Source organism: Silvimonas iriomotensis, assembly GCF_014645535.1.
In the GTDB taxonomy this organism is placed as follows: Bacteria; Pseudomonadota; Gammaproteobacteria; order Burkholderiales; family Chitinibacteraceae; genus Silvimonas; species Silvimonas iriomotensis.
In genome coordinates, this window is the sequence record NZ_BMLX01000001.1 from 154,792 (window position 1) to 170,379 (window position 15,588).

Here is a 15,588-nt window from a genome sequence, read left to right on the forward strand (position 1 = left end):
GGCCAGATCAGCTTTCAGCACTCATATAGCAATTGATTTCACAACCGAGGCAGACTTCAACAACTTGGGGCTTGATCCAGGTGCGCATGATGCTTTCTCCAGGTAACGGCGACACCGGATGGCATCGCCTGATTAAAATCCATCGGAAATCCAGCGTGACTTGCTTTATCTACGAGCACTTGAACGCCGCAATTGATCCGGCTGTGGTCGCTAAAACTGACTATAGCTTACGAAAATCAGCGGGGTATCGAAATATTTGCCACGTGTCGCCAGGCGGCAGGTGAGGGGCGGGCTGATCTGCAAAGACTAAATCGCGGCGCTAATCAAACTGGGAGGAGGTCGGTCACCCCCAGCCCCGCCCATGTTTCATTAGTGACGAATCGATGTGTGACCCATCGCCATTGAAGCAGGATCGTCAGATTGCTAAGCAATACACGATGTATTTCACCGTTCCACATGCCCCTGCCTGGCGAAAGCGCCTTCAACGGCCCGGAACGATGAAATACATGCTGTACTTCTCAGCCTGCTGAAATGGCAGCTAGCTGCGACTGAGACGCCGGCAGTGCTGGTGGTGGTCATTATGGCAAGTGGTCGTAGTGCAGCTAAGTGTCAGTCATTTCTATATATAAAAATCTAACCTGTTAGCTGCTGGTTCAGACGGCCGAGAAGTACAGCATGTATTTCATCGTTCCGGGCCGTTGAAGGCGCTTTCGCCAGGCAGGGGCATGTGGAACGGTGAAATACATCGTGTATTGCTCAGCAATCTGACGGTCCTGCTTCAATGACGATGGGTCACATGCCGTTTCGTCACTAATGAAACATGGCGGGGCTCGTGGTGGTACTTCCAATGAAACCAAGGCTTTGTCGAGCGCTGGTTTCAGAACTGTGCCGAAACTGTGCCAGCGTTAAGGTGCGTCCAGTGAGATTGGACGTTTTTAGCCACCTTTACGGGACCATTAAAGCGGGGCTGCTGGTGAGCTCGCAGTAAACCAGACCGATCGGCAGTATAGTCATCCGACTATGTTCAAGTGAATGCTTCATATAAAAAACATTCACTTGCATAACACTGGATGACAACGATGGTGGTCAGTTAGCAAAATCCACCATCCATCCGAAAAAATAAAAAAAGCCCTCGATACCAGATTGGGCAATCTAAGCTGAGAACGCTAACCCATTTTTTAAAATCTGTTCGTTCACGATTTTCCATCGCCTACACTCATACCAAAATCGGGTGAAAAAATCATCGAGATCATTTTTTCATTCCGAGAGGCGAGCATGGAAAAAGAGAGAAGTTCCAACCCTACCTCGGAAAGAAGGACATATTTAATCGACATTCATAAATGGAAAATGAGAAAAAAATCAAAAAGAAACGAACAAACCAAAGATCTGATCGAGCACTTGAGAAATGTTCATTTTTCATTAGTAGCTGCCAGTTTCGCCCTCATGATTGCGGCACTAGCCACTCCATCCCAATCATTATCAAAAGCGATCGAAGAAACAAAAAAAGCCATATTAAATTCAGGCGGTATATTTAGCCAGACTTCGATAGATAAATCTCTCACAAGAAAAAACGGCGAATTCTACATCTTGATAAATGAAGAAAAAATAATAATTCCAGAAATACAACAAAGTATTCTTATTATGTGGGAAGGAGCCAATCTACCTGACGCTTCATCATCAAGCGATTTATACCCTAAAAGAGAAAACGAAGATTCTAAATACGGGATAACCAATCTAGCTTCCATTATGAAGTCGTACGAAACAGTTGGCGGTTTTTTGGAAAATATAGAAACTCTTGAAAAATTTAAAAAATATTATATTTCTGATTTTTCATTAAATCGCGTCAATGTGTACATTGATGGAGAAAAAAAGGAGATCGAACAAAGCGAGATAAGAGATTACATCTCCAAAATTGACGGTTATGCCAACCCCGGCTGGTACAGAACATCCACTTATTTTTCTTTTCAAGGGGGCATACCATCCCCTGACGAGAGAAGTGAAATTATCATGAACGGGAATCTTGTATTTTTTTTAATTCCAGACGTTGGCATAGAAAAAACCGTATCCACAACTTCACACCGAGTTTCAATAAACATACCCTTTATGTTACATATCGGAAATTACAATCAAGCAATCTCAAAAAATGAATTAAACCAAGACTACCGTGAGTTCAGCTATTACTCCAAGGACTTGCGCTCTCTTAGTTTGCATGAGTTCCAGAATTATCTAGACTCCCTTGAGCGCAGTGGCAATCAAAAAATACAAATATTTGGTATAGAACTACAGCAATCAGACATCACTTCATGGGGTATGGCAGCGCTGGTGGCGTGTCAAATATATTTACTTTTGCATCTCATAGAAGGAAAAAAAACCGGAATTGATCTGACTTGCAAATTTCCATGGATTGGTGTTTATGATGATTTTTTATCAATATGCTTTAGTCATGCATCTATTTTTATTTTTCCTATAGCAACCGTCTGCGTTTTACTTTGGCGAAATATAGAGAGCGGAGAATTTCAAAACAGAGGAAATGCAATATTCGATTGCATCATGGCTTTTTTTGCTCTAGTTATATCGATAGCAAGCTTTTTCTTTATGCCCGGCAAACGGCGCTCACTTCGTGAGAAAAATCACTCACACCCGCTATTTCGCCGATAACCAGAAGGCATAATTAATAGCCTTCGAAGCCAACATGGCGGCCTACCGGTAAATTGCGCCACTTGCCTACTTTCAAAGTACTGGTTGTTGATTTGCACCGAATCCTGACTCATCTGATGCAGTAATTTGCACCGAAAACTGATCCAAGTAGAGTACTGTCGGCACACCAGCCCGTTGCGAGTTCATCTAGATTCCCTAATTCGTCCACTCTCACAGTACTTACTCGCTGCCAGCCGAAGGCCGGAAAAGGAACGGCAAAGCAGCTAAGTGACGGTCTTCTCTATATATATAAAAACCTATCCCGTTAGCTGCTCGGCACAGGGCATGTGGTGCTGGTCAGAACGACAAGATGGTCATCAAGACAGCAGCATGATGGTCAGAAAGGCTGGATCAATCGACATGCAGGATGCTGGTGCAATGGTTCAGCAGGTGGTGACGGTGCAGCTAAGTGGCGGTCTTTTCTATATATAAAAACCTAACCTGTTAGCTGCGACTGAGACGCCGGCAGTGCTGGTGGTGGTCATTATGGCAAGTGGTCGTAGTGCAGCTAAGTGTCAGTCATTTCTATATATAAAAATCTAACCTGTTAGCTGCTGGTTCAGACGGCCGAGAAGTACAGCATGTATTTCATCGTTCCGGGCCGTTGAAGGCGCTTTCGTGTTGATTTGCACCCAAAACTGCCCCACCTGATGCAGTAATTTGCACCGAAAACTGACCCACGTAGAACACTGTCCCGCGAGGTAACGAGCGGGAGTACTGGAGTGATCGACGTGGCTATGTTGAGCATCATCAGACGTTGGCATTTTCGGGACCATGTACCGCTGCGCGAGATCGCCAGGCGGCTGGGTGTTTCCCGAAACACGGTTCGCCGCTACATCCGTTCGGAGGCCGTCGTTCCGGTCTATCCGGAACGCCATTCACCCAGCAAGCTGGATGGCCATGCCACACGGCTGGCCGACTGGCTCAGGGTTGAAGCGCGACGACCGCGCAAACAGCGACGCACCCTCAAGCAGATCCACGCGGATCTCGTTTCTCTGGGTTTCAGCGGTTCCTACGACCGGGTTGCAGCCTTTGCCCGACGATGGCGGCAGGAACAATACGAACAGACAAAAACGACTGGCCGGGGCACCTTCGTGCCGCTGCGCTTTGCCGAAGGCGAAGCATTCCAGTTCGACTGGAGTGAGGACTGGGCCGTCATCAACGGCGAACGGACGAAGCTGCAGGTGGCCCATCTCAAGCTCAGCCACAGCCGGGCCTTCTTCCTGCGGGCCTATCTGCTGCAGACCCACGAAATGCTGTTCGATGCCCATTACCATGCCTTCATGGCCTGGGGCGGCATCCCGCGCCGCGGCATCTACGACAACATGAAGACCGCCGTGGATCGGGTCGGTCGTGGCAAGGAACGCGAGGTCAACATCCGGTTTAGTGCCATGGTCAGCCACTACCTGTTTGACGCCGAGTTCTGCAACGTGGCTTCCGGCTGGGAAAAGGGCCAGATCGAGAAGAACGTCCAGGACAGTCGCCACCGTCTCTGGCAGACCGTTCCGCCCTTCGGCTCCCTCGCGGCACTCAACGACTGGCTGGCGGACGAGTGTGTGCGGTTGTGGCAGCAGATCCGCCATCCGGAGCGGGAGGCCACGATCTGGGCGGTCTGGTCCTCGGAACGCCCGCACCTGATGCCGGTCGGGCAGCCCTTCGATGGCTATGTGGAACATACCAAGCGGGTAGTCGGCTTGGCGACGGCTTACTTGATCGAACGATAAGCATGCAACAGGCATTTCTGAGTACGTTCAGGCCCGGCTGTCATGGGACGGTATCTATTGACGTATGTCAGGGCTACTGTAGGGTGTCTGTCTCGCTTCAATCCTGGAGTTCTGACGCTGACACACCAACAGGCGGACTCCATCATGGCATTCCTCTCAGTCCAGTATCGTACTTCGAGAGGCTTGAGGTCGTTTGATCTTGATTACGACCTGAATCTATCGGCAGTTCACGTTGATTCGTTTGTTTTGCAAGCCGCAATTCAGAATGAATTCCCGGAAAACATATCCCTGAGACGCATTACCGATTTCGCCATCGGCGAGACAGCGGAAATGGATACCATCGAAGCAATTGCACTTCGTATGGGTCTGTTCGATATCCAGTATCTGACCTGGGACGGGTTTAAGCAGATCGAAATAAAACATCAGTTTATCTACATGTAGTAAGGGCAAGGACGGCGGCACCGGTGCCCTGGCTGGTTTTTGCGGGATGTGGCTATATGCCAGCACTGAACATCCTGTGGCAGTAAGTGGGTTGGCCGATGACTCTGGGACCAGGCCACGACAGTGTTGCCTGGTTAACTGGAGTTCTGTGCGGTAGCGTACAGATCAGTTGGGACCTGCCAGCGCATATTGGTTCTTTCCTGTCCGGAGTTGGCGATATGCATACAGACACATCAGATGTTCCGCCGCAGCAGGCCCACTAATTCGGGCCAGCTATGATCGAGAACGGCTTGGCAGGCTCAGGGCAAATCCCTTCCGGGTTTCTCGCTTTTGAGGCGCTGCATCTGTTGGCAGGCAGATGGGTTATTACCCGTTCTGGCACGGTCGAGGGCTGGTCCGAACATCATCTTGAAGGCCATGCCGCCTGACAAATCCCCGATGTCTATCATTTCATTGGCAATTTGATGGTGACATACCGTTAAAAGCAGACGTAGCACACTTCAAATTACGGAATAAATCGCCGGTTCATCACTTCTTGTGCGACCTTGTGCTCATTGAACAGGCAGATCACTACGACTGAAGCCAGCAAAGCGTACACTCCACAAATGACCTGCAAAGGTCGTAGTGATAAGCCTTGTAAAGGCCTGCCGGGAGTGAGTGTATGGCTGATGAGCTGGATCTTGTACAGAATCGTTTGCTGGCAGCATTACCCCCGGAAGTTCTGCGTCGCTGGATTCCGCATCTGGAGCTGATTGATTTGTCGTTAAGCCAGGTTCTTTATGAGTCTGGTGCCAGGATGAGTCATGTTTATTTTCCAACGACAGCCATCGTATCGCTCCTGTACGTCCTCGAGAACGGCGCGTCGGCAGAAATTGCCATCGTCGGAAACGAAGGTCTTGTGGGCGTTTCCTTGTTCATGGGCGGAGAATCGACTACAAGCCGAGCGGTGGTGCAGAGCGCAGGCCGAGGCTACAGGTTGAAAGCGCGGGTCATGAAAGAAGAATTCAGTCACGCCCCTGTGTTGCATCTCATGCTGCGGTATACCCAGGCGTTGATCACGCAAATGGCTCAAACCGCTGTTTGCAACAGGCATCACTCCCTGGACCAACAATTGTGTCGCTGGTTGTTGCTCAGCCTTGATCGCTTGCAAGGCAACGAACTGATCATGACTCAAGAACTGATTGCCAACATGCTCGGTGTGCGGCGTGAAGGTGTCACCCAAAGCGCGCTTAAACTGCAGGAAGCGGGCCTTATTCATTATGCACGTGGTCATATTTCTGTGCTGGATCGACTTGGACTTGAACACCGCACCTGCGAGTGTTATGCCGTAGTCAAGAAAGAGTATGACCGACTCCTCCCCCAAAGAGATGGCCCTTCCTCTTTACGGGCTCTATAAGTGCGCTAGCGCACAGATCAACGTGCGGGCAGGGTATACACATTGGACCTTCCGTTTCCAAATGGAAGGGCCATCATGGAATCCGATTTTGAGTTTGAAACCAAAGTCCGTTCAAGCCGACATTGGGCGAGATCAGCCCGTTATGAGGATGCGGACAATGATCCGGTCGATCAGGGAAAGGCTTCCAGAGGGCAAGCCCTTTCAGATAAATCGCGCCCGGCTCTTACCCTGGTTGGGCTGAAGGATACCCCGTGGGCTAGCTCTTCTCAGTTTCGGGGAGCGAGTCGTGCGCAAGATGATTAATTGCTCGCGCAAATAATCTGTCTCCTCAAGCAGATCCTGCGTGCAACCTCCCGGCGAATTTGGATCAATGTCGACGACGGCCAGGTTCAATAGGGGCGGATGGCGGAATGCCCCGAGCAGCGAGCGAGAGTTTCTTGTCACTTCTCCACATGCCTGATGTGGCGGGTTTGATTGGACGAGCTCACCACTAAACTTCAGTACTTGACTTTGCACAAATGCGAATCGGTGCCGATGTGCGTGCGGGGCTCCAGTTCCTTGCTGCCAAGGTTTTGAAGTGTAGGAAACGCGTTATCCGCGGGACTTTGAAAGGGTTTGCCTTATGAACAGATCCCTGTCGTACACAGGAAGGGCCAGGTTACGACTCCGGGCGCTAAGACATCAGATTGAATTGGCCGAGGTAACACTGGACATGCTTCAGGTGGAGATTAATGAGTCTCAAGCCTGGCATGACTTGACGAGTGTGCGCGGTGTCTTGCAAGAGAATCAACGACTGTTAGCGCAAATAGGCAAGGCGGCACGTGATGCGGATGAGGTACAGCTTGTTCTCGCTGCCGCCATCAAAGCGTCGGAGACAGATCCGTTGACCGGGCTGCCAAACAGGGTGCAGTTATGGAAGCATCTGACTCGGGATATAGCGATTGCGAAAAGGCACAGGAGTCATATTGCAGTTTATTTCCTGGATCTCGATGGCTTCAAGATCATCAATGATCAACTAGGGCACGGGGTTGGCGATTTGCTGCTGCAACATATCGCTACCCGCCTACGGGAGACCGTGAGGGAAGTGGACACCGTGTGCCGCCTCGGAGGTGACGAATTCGTGGTGGTGGCATCCGAGATCAAATCTGAAAACGTGGCACGGATGGAAAATAAACTAAGCCAGGTGCTGGCGTGCTCACACGATCTTGATGGTCACAATGTTGCTGCAACGGCGAGCATCGGTTGCAGTATTTTCCCGGAAGATGGAGACACCCCTGAACTCCTGATATGCAAAGCCGACGAGGCCATGTACCGCGCCAAGCATGCAAAACGCGCAAAGCGAGCGGTCTACCAGGATGCCAGTATCGAGATGTAGTTCCGGGATTCGGGAGAACCCAGGGGCCGCCGGGCGGACGCAGCAAAACGCTTATGCCAGATGAGGAGGCTGCCCTGGTTGAAAATTTCCAAGTCTGGCAAGGAAATGATCATGTGGACCTGTAAAGAGTGCCAAGCGGTTCTCACGCCCTATGAAGCCCCGCCGGACATGGATGACGAGGGGGTCTTTTTCGTTTGTCCCCTTTGTAGCCATAAGAACTCGTTACAGGTGATCGAGAGTCCACGTAAAAGAAAAGGGGATGCGATCTATCTTGTGCAGCTCGATTCCTGACCGCGAATCAGAGCCCTGAAACAAACGCCTTTTCTGCTCATTGAAACAGGCTCCCGGTTTAATGCAGAAACGTGGAGGTGATGACCGCATGACTTGAATACAGGGCGCTGGAGTCTCCAGCTGGAGACCGGAACGTTACCTGATATTTCGGACCAATCCGGTCGATTTGAATCACTTCGAAGTGGACGGTCTGGCCGTTTATGGATTGAGCGAAGCAGTCGCCCGGCTGTAGTTTATTAATGATCAAAATGTTTCCAGGAGGCTCTCAGCACCCCCTGTCTTGCCAGGTCATGGCGCATATCGGGGCATGAACGGTATCTGAATCGCTGTCATTTTCAGGCAGGCGCGTTCTGGCCGTTTCGGAGCTGAGCAAGCGGTCTTTACTGACCACAAGGAGAACTGAAGCAACAACCGGGACTATAAGCGCCCAGGATGTTCCGTTGCCTTGATATTCCATGTGGCAGCGAAAGCACAAGGCAGACACGGCATGGCCACAAATCAAGTGGCATCAGCAAAATCCAGCGCTTCGGGCAATGACGGAGGGACTCTCGTTTGAATAAACGAATGAAAGACCAACTAACGAGGCAAGAGCTTGAGGAGGCTGCTACAGGGAAATGGGTGATCTAAGTAATTGATAGATCAGCCAAAAGCAACCGAGATGCTACGCACATATCGGCCCTTTGGCAAATGTATTTTGTCAACCGCGTCATGCGGTGGAGCACCAGACTAAACGGTAAGGTGGGGCTATCAGTTTTTTTCGAGAGGGGGCATTTTGCCAGCCCTGTATTTGGCAACAAACATCCCTTCACTCATGGAGTCACCTTTTTCGGTGAAGGGGCGTTTGGTGATCTGACCTTCGTGCAATCCATCGATGACATAGGACCATTTCCAGAGATGTCCGGATTTCCAGACAGTGACTCGAAGATGGTGCCCCGCGTGATCAAACTCTTTCACTTCAATGTCATCTGCCAATCTAGTCGTCCATGTGTGAGCATCGCTGATCATAGGCGCAAGTCAGGCTGGTCAGGTTTTTTTCTTTCCGGAAAAATTTGTTTTCACATGGGCTAAAGAACTGATTGAGGGTGTCATTAAGTCAGAAGAAGGGTAAGTACTGTGTATTCCGATGATATTGACACCTTGTTCCGGAGATGCCGGCCCAGGCATTCTGGAGGTTGTGGCCCACCTCATCACCTGTACCAAAGTAAAAGAGCACCCGAAGGTGCTTTTTCTGTTTGCGACCACGCTCATTGGTCACCCATATCCTTTTGTTTGCCCACGGACTCGGCATGTAATTCGATCTGATGTGTTCGATGCAATATTCGATCCAGTACCCGCGCGTCACCATCGAGCTGTTGACCGACTCGCACCTGCTTAGTCTGTCCCGGCGGGAGGCCGATCTGGCGTTCCGCATCAAGCCGTTTGATGAACCGGATATCGTCTCGCGCAACTTGTTGCATATGCCCTATGGCGCGTATACGGCTGCGGATTACCCGCTACCGTTGGCAGGCGATGGGGAAGGCGCAGGTTTGATCACCATGGATGCCGCCTTCAACAGCATGCCCGACGTCGCCTGGTTGCAACGCATGCTGCCCCATGCGCGCGTGGTATTTCGCAGCAATGCCCGTGCGGTGCAGGCAAAGATGTGTCTGCAGGGAACCGGCGTGGCAGTACTGCCCAGACCGCTGGGTGATGCCATTGCCGGTTTGCAGCGGATTGATCTGGGCGAAGACCCGCCTGTGCGGGAAACCTGGATTGGTTATCACCGCGACATGCGGCGCCTGGCGCGATTAAGGGCGTTGCTGGATTTGGTGATTGCCCGGCTGGCCGACTGAGCGGACCGCCGCGCTTGGGCCGGCGGGCGCTGCATAGACGTAAAAAAGCCCCGGGCACGAATGCCCAGGGCTGGTCTCCACCGTGTTCATCAGGCGCTGAGCGTGCGCAATTCTCCGCGTGCCAGCCCAATGAGTGTGCGTACCAACAACCCGGCAATGGCCGCAGTAGCTAGTGCCAGCAATGCCTGCGCAACACCACCGGTAATCGTTTGACTTATTCGACTTCAGTAGCCGAGGGAAGGGCAACCCGGAAGGTAGAAACAACGGGGGGATGAAATCGATTACGTGGCACGTGCCTACAGTGCGAAGTGGCAGCATCTCACGTTGACTGCGCCAAGCGTCTGCCGCTACGGCTATTTGCCGCCGGCCAAATCAATGAAGCTCCCGGTCACGTATGAAGCCTCGTCAGATAACAGCCAGGCAATGGCTTGTGCCACCTCTTCAGGCTGTCCGCCACGTTTCATTGGCAAACTGTCTTTTATCCGGTCGACCCTGCCTGCTTCACCACCATCGGCATGCATTTCTGTGTAGATAAAGCCCGGCCTCACTGCGTTGACCCGGATGCCCTGGCCGGCTACTTCTAAAGACAGGCCGATGGTCATGGTATCGAGCGCCCCTTTTGACGCGGCGTAGTCGACATATTCATGCGGTGACCCCAGGCGAGAGGCGGCCGAAGAGACGTTCACAATGGCGCCTCCCTGGCCACCATGCCGCCACGCCATGCGCTTGACCGCCTCGCGAGCGCATATGAAGCTACCACCCACATTGGTCGCAAACAGCGTTGCCAGCCGCCCTGCATTCAGTTGCTCAATGGAAGCTTGTTGCATCAGCATGCCCGCGTTATTCACCAGCCCGGTGATAGGGCCAAATGCCTTATCAATTTGCGAAAAAAGTGCGACGACTTGTTCTTCCTGCGAGATATCCGCTTGCACCGCAATCGCCTCACCACCGGCAAAGTGGATTTTCTCGACCACCTCTTGCGCACTGTCTTCACGCGTGCGATAGCCGACGCATACTTTATGGCCTTTGCTGGCGAGGAGTAGTGCAGTTGCACGGCCAATGCCGCGGTCACCACCGGTAATCAATGTAATCTTGTTGATCATTTGCGTTCTGGATCAGCGAGTGCTAGTTGCCGTTTATGTTGGTCTGTCCGGGAATATCAGCGTGTTAAGCGATTGCTTGCCTGCTCCAGTCGACCTACTGCCTGGTTCCGCCAACCACTGATGGTTTTTTGTGAATTCTAGCGGTACTGATGCTTAACGTCGCTCTTTCAAAACATCCGCCATTGAGGAACGTTGCACGTTAGGGGGCAGGGAAGGTCACTATACATGTCTGTATTACACCCGCGCCGTAATGCTGCGCTTATCGCCTTGAGACTTATCCGGTAGAGTGGCGCGGGTGCCCTGAAGTGGCACATGAACTCTCCGCTGAACTCGGGGTTCCTCTCCCTGTTTCCTCCCGATACACACTACAGCTCAACCTCTTCGAGCCGGGAATTCCATGACCGCCATTTTCTGGCTGCTTTCCTTGCTCCCACTGCCCTGGGCGCAAGCACTTGGCGCTTTGCTGGGCTCTAGCGTGGCTCGTTTGCCGGGGCGCTACGGCACCCGGTTGCAACAAAATTATCTGCAAGCCTATCCGGATTCGTCTTCGATCCAATTTCGTGAGGCCAGCCGAGCAGCCGGGCGTATGGTGCTGGAAATGCCGTATTTCTGGATGCGCGAAAACCCGATGTCACGACTGGATATTTCGCCAGCCAATTTCCACGAAACCACTGACGCGCTGTTGGCTCAGGGAAAGGGCCTCATTCTGTTGTCACCGCATCTGGGCGGGTTCGAATTGCTGGGGCCGTTGTTTGCACAATATTCGCCCTCTACCGTGTTGTTCAAACCGCCGCACCAGCCCTGGCTGCGCGACTGGATAGAACGCATGCGCAGTCGCCCGAATCTGGCCATGGCCCCTGCGACCCCGCGTGGCGTACGCATGTTGGTCAAAGCGCTCAAGCGCGGTGAAACCATTGGCATTCTGCCTGACCAGTGCCCCGGTGGCGGCGAAGGTGATTGGGCGCCCTTTTTTGGTAAACCGGCGTACACCATGAACCTGGTGCAGCGTCTGCAGGCCATCAGCGGTGCGCCCATCGTGATGGTGTTTGCGGAACGCTTGGGAGCATCTTGCGCTTACCATATTCATCTGAAAGTACTGGCTGAGCCACTGTCCACGGACCGGCAGGTCGCCGCAGCACATCTTAACAATCAGATCGAACAACTGATTGCCCGCGCACCTACCCAATATCTGTGGGGCTACAACCGCTATAAACGGCCACGTGGGGCGTAAATTGCGGGTGGGGGTACACAGATGTTCCGCTTGCACGTAGATCCAGGTATTGGCCCAGAACTGCGGGAGTGATTCGTCAGAATCATGGGCATCTGCAAACTGTTATGGATTGGTTAGCGTGAGCAGGATATCGGCATACCAGGTTGCATTGAGACCCAGGTGTTCGTCCTCAACCAGATCGCGGGAACCGACGTCAATGCGCGATGAATGCACGCCGAGCAGCAACCAGGGAAAATCATCATCGGGCAGATTATTGCGAATGACATGCAGCACGACTGGCGCGCCACTGGTTCCACGGTGGGTGCGGCCGTCTGTCAAAAAATAACCTTTGCCTTGAAAGCGCAATCCGAAACCAGAAGCAACGATGGCGTGCCGTACCACCGGCATATGGTGCAAGGTATCGTGGACGCCTAGCGGAAACCCCACTACCAGTACGGAACTACCCAAGGTGATCTGGTTCTGCTGGTTAAACAGATGATCCGGGGTGAAAGCGCGGTAAACCATGCCAGCGGGCAGGGCGGCTTGTTCCAGCTCAATCACCGCGACATCCACTTCGCCCGCTGAATCCGTCCCCTGACGCCAGACGGCTACACCATTGCGGTACAGCGGAATAGAAAACCCCATGGATTGCGTCAGGTTAATCGGGTCAATGTGTAGCTCGATTTCGATCCGGTCGGGAAAATGGTTGCTGTTCTCATCAATCATGACGTGACGACTCGTCACCAGATACAAATGCCCGTCCCTCGCAAAGAAAAATCCACTGGCATTGGTCAGAAGCAGTTGTTGTTGGAAGGTGTTCAGCCGTGCCGCAGCAAGCAATAAAGAATCCGTCATGGGAGAGACATCTCAGCAAAGCACAAGGCAGTCTGTTTGAATTCGGCAGGATATCGCCGACTTGATCTGCACTCCGTACGCTAGCGCACAGATGGCACAGCTAACGCATGGTCCTATGATGTTTTAGCGTGGGAATCGATGTGATGAATCAACGGTCAGACGATTTACCTCAAAAACCGGCCTTCATCGGCCCGCTCTTCACCGCTCAGGATGTAACCAATGCAGCGCAAAGCCACTTTACCGGTCTTAAATGTGCTGTATTCCACGTGTTGGCAGACACAGGGGTTGTGACCATCTCTGGCACCGTAGGGAGTTGGGCTGACCATAATCTGGCGGGGCTGATTGCGCTACAAACGCCTGGTGTACGCCAGGTGATCAATAACCTGACTGTGATTTACCGTTAGTGCAGGCAACCCGTCCGTCAAGCCATCACTCAAATCCCTTTCTTTGCCAAAACAATTGGCCCTTGAGCCCTGTCACACTCCGTGTGCTGCCGCACAGATGAGCTTGGATATAAAGCGCACATTGGTCTTTCCCTCACCACTGGAAAGACGCTCATGAAATCCGATTTTGAGTTTCAAACCAAAGCCCGCCCGCGCCGAAAATGGGCGACCTCAAGCCGCTATCTGCACGCTGAGAACGACTCCGCCGAACGCCCTACAGCCATGAAGCACGAAAAATCAGCAGCGAGCGAACGTGTAGCCCTCGCACTCGCGCATGTTCATCGGGCCTCCTGGGGTAGTCCGTCACAATTTCTAGAAGCCAATCGTGGCAATGATGACGAAATAACCCAAAACATTATCCATTTGCTGGAACAAATGCCCAACTTGTCATCGGGGCAGGTCCGGGTTGAGGTTGAAAGCGGATGGGTTACCCTGCATGGGCAAATGGACTGGAACTATCAACACGCCAGGATCACAGCGGCGATCCGTTACATGGCGGGCGTGGATGGTCTTGTGGACGAGCTCACCATCAAACCTCGCGTGCAGCTCACACTTAGTCCTCGGGCCTGAGTTGTTGTGCCGGCCAATAGGATGCCATTTCAGTGCTTGGACTGACGGACAGCCCATTCATCCATGCAGGCATTAGTCCGACCGTTCATGATCGACGTCATTGATTGATCGTTGTGTTTATCAAGGGTGTTCCGCCGGGCTAACGACCAAAGAACCGATGTTTGAGTGTTCCTTTTGACGAGGTATGCCCAATGCCTTATCCGCGTCTTTGGGACAGTGGAAAATCAGCATGGCTTATTGTTGGTCGGGTGTTCGGGGCAGGTGTAAGCCAGTTTATTCGAACCTAGCTGGTTAGCATTACTTCGACCAGAATATCGCCGATTTTCTGACTGATTTCGTGCGATGAATAACTGGAATGTCCGCCAGCCAGACAATCGACATAAATAGATAAAGGCAATCGTTCGTTTGTTTTTCGGGGATGTGTTGTGTCAGAACTGGAAGTTAAAAAGAGATGGGTGTGACGAAACCCAAAACATATATGTGAAAAGCATAATGGGACAAATGCAAAAGCAGATATATAAAAATCGCGATGGTATGACTGCTATTAAAGAGGGGCTGTGCCCTTAAACGTGGCAGTCATACCATCACGTAAAAATGCGGGTTTTTAGGTTTTCTGACTTCGAAGAAGTCTATTAAAGAGGGCCTTTTAAGGCCCCCTCTTTAATCTTTTATATATAAATTATTTTATTAATATATTAAAGAGGGGCTTCCGGCTGGACCTTCGCATCTTTCTTTGGCTTCTTCTTGAAGAGCTTCTTTTGTGGGCTGATCTCATCATGCAGCTTCTTCACGAGTGTCATGGTCTGATTGCAGGGCATATGGTGGGTTTCAAAATAGGTACGATGATCGCCACTGCACATTTGCCATAACATGAAAATTATTTTCGTATAAAGTTCGTCGTTGGGCCGCTTGGTATAACGTCCATCCTTGTGTACCAGCTTGGCCACATCTTCCTGAGTCAGTGGTTTTTTCAATCTGATTGCGACACCAAGAATTCGATCTATCTTCCCGGCCATTTTTTTGATTTGCGGTTGCCCGCCGATATGTTTGATCGAAAAAATATAATCCTGACCATTCGCAATGGTTTCTACAAAGAAAAGTAGCTTCTGCAACCACAGTTGGCCATAAGTGCAATCTTCCGATATTTCGATGAATGTTTTTTCGCCGCCCTTGAATTTAAGGTGGAATGCGATGCCAGATTTCTGGCATTTTCCATTGGTGTTATGTGTATAAATCGCACTATAAAATACTGCGTTCATATGGATATCCTTGTTTTTATTTTTGTTGAAGCCAGAAGTGACGTTGCTGGTGCCATCAAGTACGTCTGATACTCGAAATATTTATCGAATCAGAAAGGCGTTGTGTAAATGCTGTTTCAGCCAGGTAAAATCTTTGCGACACCAAATGCATTAGCGTTATTTTCCAATTCAAACATGTTCCCGATTGATTTGCTGATCCGTCATCTGTCCGGCGACTTTGGAACGATCTGTGACGAGGATAAAGCGTCGAATATGGAGGCAATCCGCGATGGTGGACGAATTCTTTCGGCTTACAAAGTCGGATCTGAAAAGGTCTATGTGATTACGGAATGGGATCGCAGTTACACCACGATCCTGCTTGCTTCGGAATATTGATTTGAAATGCCGTTGCC

Annotated in this window: 14 protein-coding genes and 1 pseudogene; 10 read left to right on the top strand and 5 right to left on the bottom strand. The window is 51.2% G+C overall.

Annotation, left to right across the window (positions count from 1 at the left end):
• Positions 1-7: 7 nt before the first annotated feature.
• Positions 8-88, bottom strand: a complete 81-nt coding sequence (pqqA, locus tag IEX57_RS21360; protein ID WP_188703419.1) for a pyrroloquinoline quinone precursor peptide PqqA — start codon at positions 86-88, stop codon at positions 8-10.
• A 1,187-nt stretch (positions 89-1,275) separates the two neighbouring features.
• Here pqqA and IEX57_RS00660 point away from each other — a divergent pair.
• From IEX57_RS00660 to IEX57_RS00680, 5 genes and pseudogenes are all read left to right on the top strand, one after another.
• On the top strand, positions 1,276-2,658 hold the full coding sequence (locus IEX57_RS00660; RefSeq protein ID WP_188701295.1) for a hypothetical protein: 1,383 nt from the start codon (positions 1,276-1,278) through the stop codon (positions 2,656-2,658).
• 761 nt (positions 2,659-3,419) lie between these two features.
• Positions 3,420-4,385: pseudogene (istA, locus tag IEX57_RS00665) on the top strand (IS21 family transposase); the annotation flags it as partial.
• 180 nt (positions 4,386-4,565) lie between these two features.
• Positions 4,566-4,862, top strand: a complete 297-nt coding sequence (locus IEX57_RS00670) for a hypothetical protein (protein WP_188701297.1) — start codon at positions 4,566-4,568, stop codon at positions 4,860-4,862.
• Between the two features lie 661 nt (positions 4,863-5,523).
• Positions 5,524-6,258, top strand: coding sequence for a Crp/Fnr family transcriptional regulator (locus IEX57_RS00675; RefSeq protein WP_188701299.1), 735 nt, complete (start codon positions 5,524-5,526; stop codon positions 6,256-6,258).
• A 712-nt stretch (positions 6,259-6,970) separates the two neighbouring features.
• Entirely contained in the window at positions 6,971-7,633 is a 663-nt protein-coding gene (locus IEX57_RS00680; RefSeq protein WP_188701301.1) for a GGDEF domain-containing protein, read from the top strand.
• A 1,038-nt stretch (positions 7,634-8,671) separates the two neighbouring features.
• On the opposite strand, the gene IEX57_RS00685 is transcribed toward IEX57_RS00680, so the two are convergent.
• A complete protein-coding gene (locus IEX57_RS00685; RefSeq protein ID WP_188701303.1) occupies positions 8,672-8,896 on the bottom strand; it encodes a hypothetical protein in 225 nt (74 codons plus the stop codon).
• A gap of 338 nt (positions 8,897-9,234) precedes the next feature.
• Here IEX57_RS00685 and IEX57_RS00690 point away from each other — a divergent pair, with 338 nt between their 5' ends.
• Entirely contained in the window at positions 9,235-9,756 is a 522-nt protein-coding gene (locus IEX57_RS00690) for a substrate-binding domain-containing protein (RefSeq protein ID WP_229708544.1), read from the top strand.
• 353 nt (positions 9,757-10,109) lie between these two features.
• Here IEX57_RS00690 and IEX57_RS00695 read toward each other — a convergent pair whose 3' ends face one another.
• Positions 10,110-10,859 carry an SDR family oxidoreductase gene (locus IEX57_RS00695; RefSeq protein ID WP_188701305.1) on the bottom strand — a complete coding sequence of 250 codons (750 nt, stop codon included), beginning with the start codon at positions 10,857-10,859 and terminating at the stop codon, positions 10,110-10,112.
• Positions 10,860-11,256: 397 nt separating this feature from the next.
• On the opposite strand from IEX57_RS00695, the gene IEX57_RS00700 reads away from it, so the two are divergent.
• A complete protein-coding gene (locus IEX57_RS00700) occupies positions 11,257-12,090 on the top strand; it encodes a lysophospholipid acyltransferase family protein (protein ID WP_188701307.1) in 834 nt (277 codons plus the stop codon).
• Positions 12,091-12,192: 102 nt separating this feature from the next.
• Here the strand turns inward: IEX57_RS00700 and IEX57_RS00705 are convergent, their stop codons facing one another.
• A complete protein-coding gene (locus IEX57_RS00705) occupies positions 12,193-12,924 on the bottom strand; it encodes a trypsin-like peptidase domain-containing protein (RefSeq protein WP_188701309.1) in 732 nt (243 codons plus the stop codon).
• A gap of 128 nt (positions 12,925-13,052) precedes the next feature.
• Between IEX57_RS00705 and IEX57_RS00710 the strand changes: the two genes are divergently transcribed.
• Positions 13,053-13,328, top strand: coding sequence for a BON domain-containing protein (locus tag IEX57_RS00710; protein ID WP_188701311.1), 276 nt, complete (start codon positions 13,053-13,055; stop codon positions 13,326-13,328).
• 153 nt (positions 13,329-13,481) lie between these two features.
• A complete protein-coding gene (locus IEX57_RS00715) occupies positions 13,482-13,937 on the top strand; it encodes a BON domain-containing protein (protein ID WP_188701313.1) in 456 nt (151 codons plus the stop codon).
• A gap of 695 nt (positions 13,938-14,632) precedes the next feature.
• Here the strand turns inward: IEX57_RS00715 and IEX57_RS00720 are convergent.
• Positions 14,633-15,196 (bottom strand): hypothetical protein, encoded by a 564-nt coding sequence (locus tag IEX57_RS00720; protein WP_188701315.1) that lies wholly within the window; start codon positions 15,194-15,196, stop codon positions 14,633-14,635.
• A gap of 108 nt (positions 15,197-15,304) precedes the next feature.
• Here IEX57_RS00720 and IEX57_RS00725 point away from each other — a divergent pair, with 108 nt between their 5' ends.
• Positions 15,305-15,571 (top strand): hypothetical protein, encoded by a 267-nt coding sequence (locus IEX57_RS00725; protein WP_188701317.1) that lies wholly within the window; start codon positions 15,305-15,307, stop codon positions 15,569-15,571.
• Positions 15,572-15,588: the final 17 nt, after the last annotated feature.

Excerpts from the sequence above, each read along its gene's own strand:
- pqqA (WP_188703419.1), bottom strand. The coding sequence starts at position 88 with ATGCGCACCTGGATCAAGCCCCAAGTTGTTGAAGTCTGCCTCGGTTGT.
- IEX57_RS00660 (WP_188701295.1), top strand. The coding sequence starts at position 1,276 with ATGGAAAAAGAGAGAAGTTCCAACCCTACCTCGGAAAGAAGGACATAT.
- IEX57_RS00670 (WP_188701297.1), top strand. The coding sequence starts at position 4,566 with ATGGCATTCCTCTCAGTCCAGTATCGTACTTCGAGAGGCTTGAGGTCG.
- IEX57_RS00675 (WP_188701299.1), top strand. The coding sequence starts at position 5,524 with ATGGCTGATGAGCTGGATCTTGTACAGAATCGTTTGCTGGCAGCATTA.
- IEX57_RS00680 (WP_188701301.1), top strand. The coding sequence starts at position 6,971 with ATGCTTCAGGTGGAGATTAATGAGTCTCAAGCCTGGCATGACTTGACG.
- IEX57_RS00690 (WP_229708544.1), top strand. The coding sequence starts at position 9,235 with ATGCAATATTCGATCCAGTACCCGCGCGTCACCATCGAGCTGTTGACC.
- IEX57_RS00695 (WP_188701305.1), bottom strand. The coding sequence starts at position 10,859 with ATGATCAACAAGATTACATTGATTACCGGTGGTGACCGCGGCATTGGC.
- IEX57_RS00700 (WP_188701307.1), top strand. The coding sequence starts at position 11,257 with ATGACCGCCATTTTCTGGCTGCTTTCCTTGCTCCCACTGCCCTGGGCG.
- IEX57_RS00705 (WP_188701309.1), bottom strand. The coding sequence starts at position 12,924 with ATGACGGATTCTTTATTGCTTGCTGCGGCACGGCTGAACACCTTCCAA.
- IEX57_RS00715 (WP_188701313.1), top strand. The coding sequence starts at position 13,482 with ATGAAATCCGATTTTGAGTTTCAAACCAAAGCCCGCCCGCGCCGAAAA.
- IEX57_RS00720 (WP_188701315.1), bottom strand. The coding sequence starts at position 15,196 with ATGAACGCAGTATTTTATAGTGCGATTTATACACATAACACCAATGGA.
- IEX57_RS00725 (WP_188701317.1), top strand. The coding sequence starts at position 15,305 with ATGCTGTTTCAGCCAGGTAAAATCTTTGCGACACCAAATGCATTAGCG.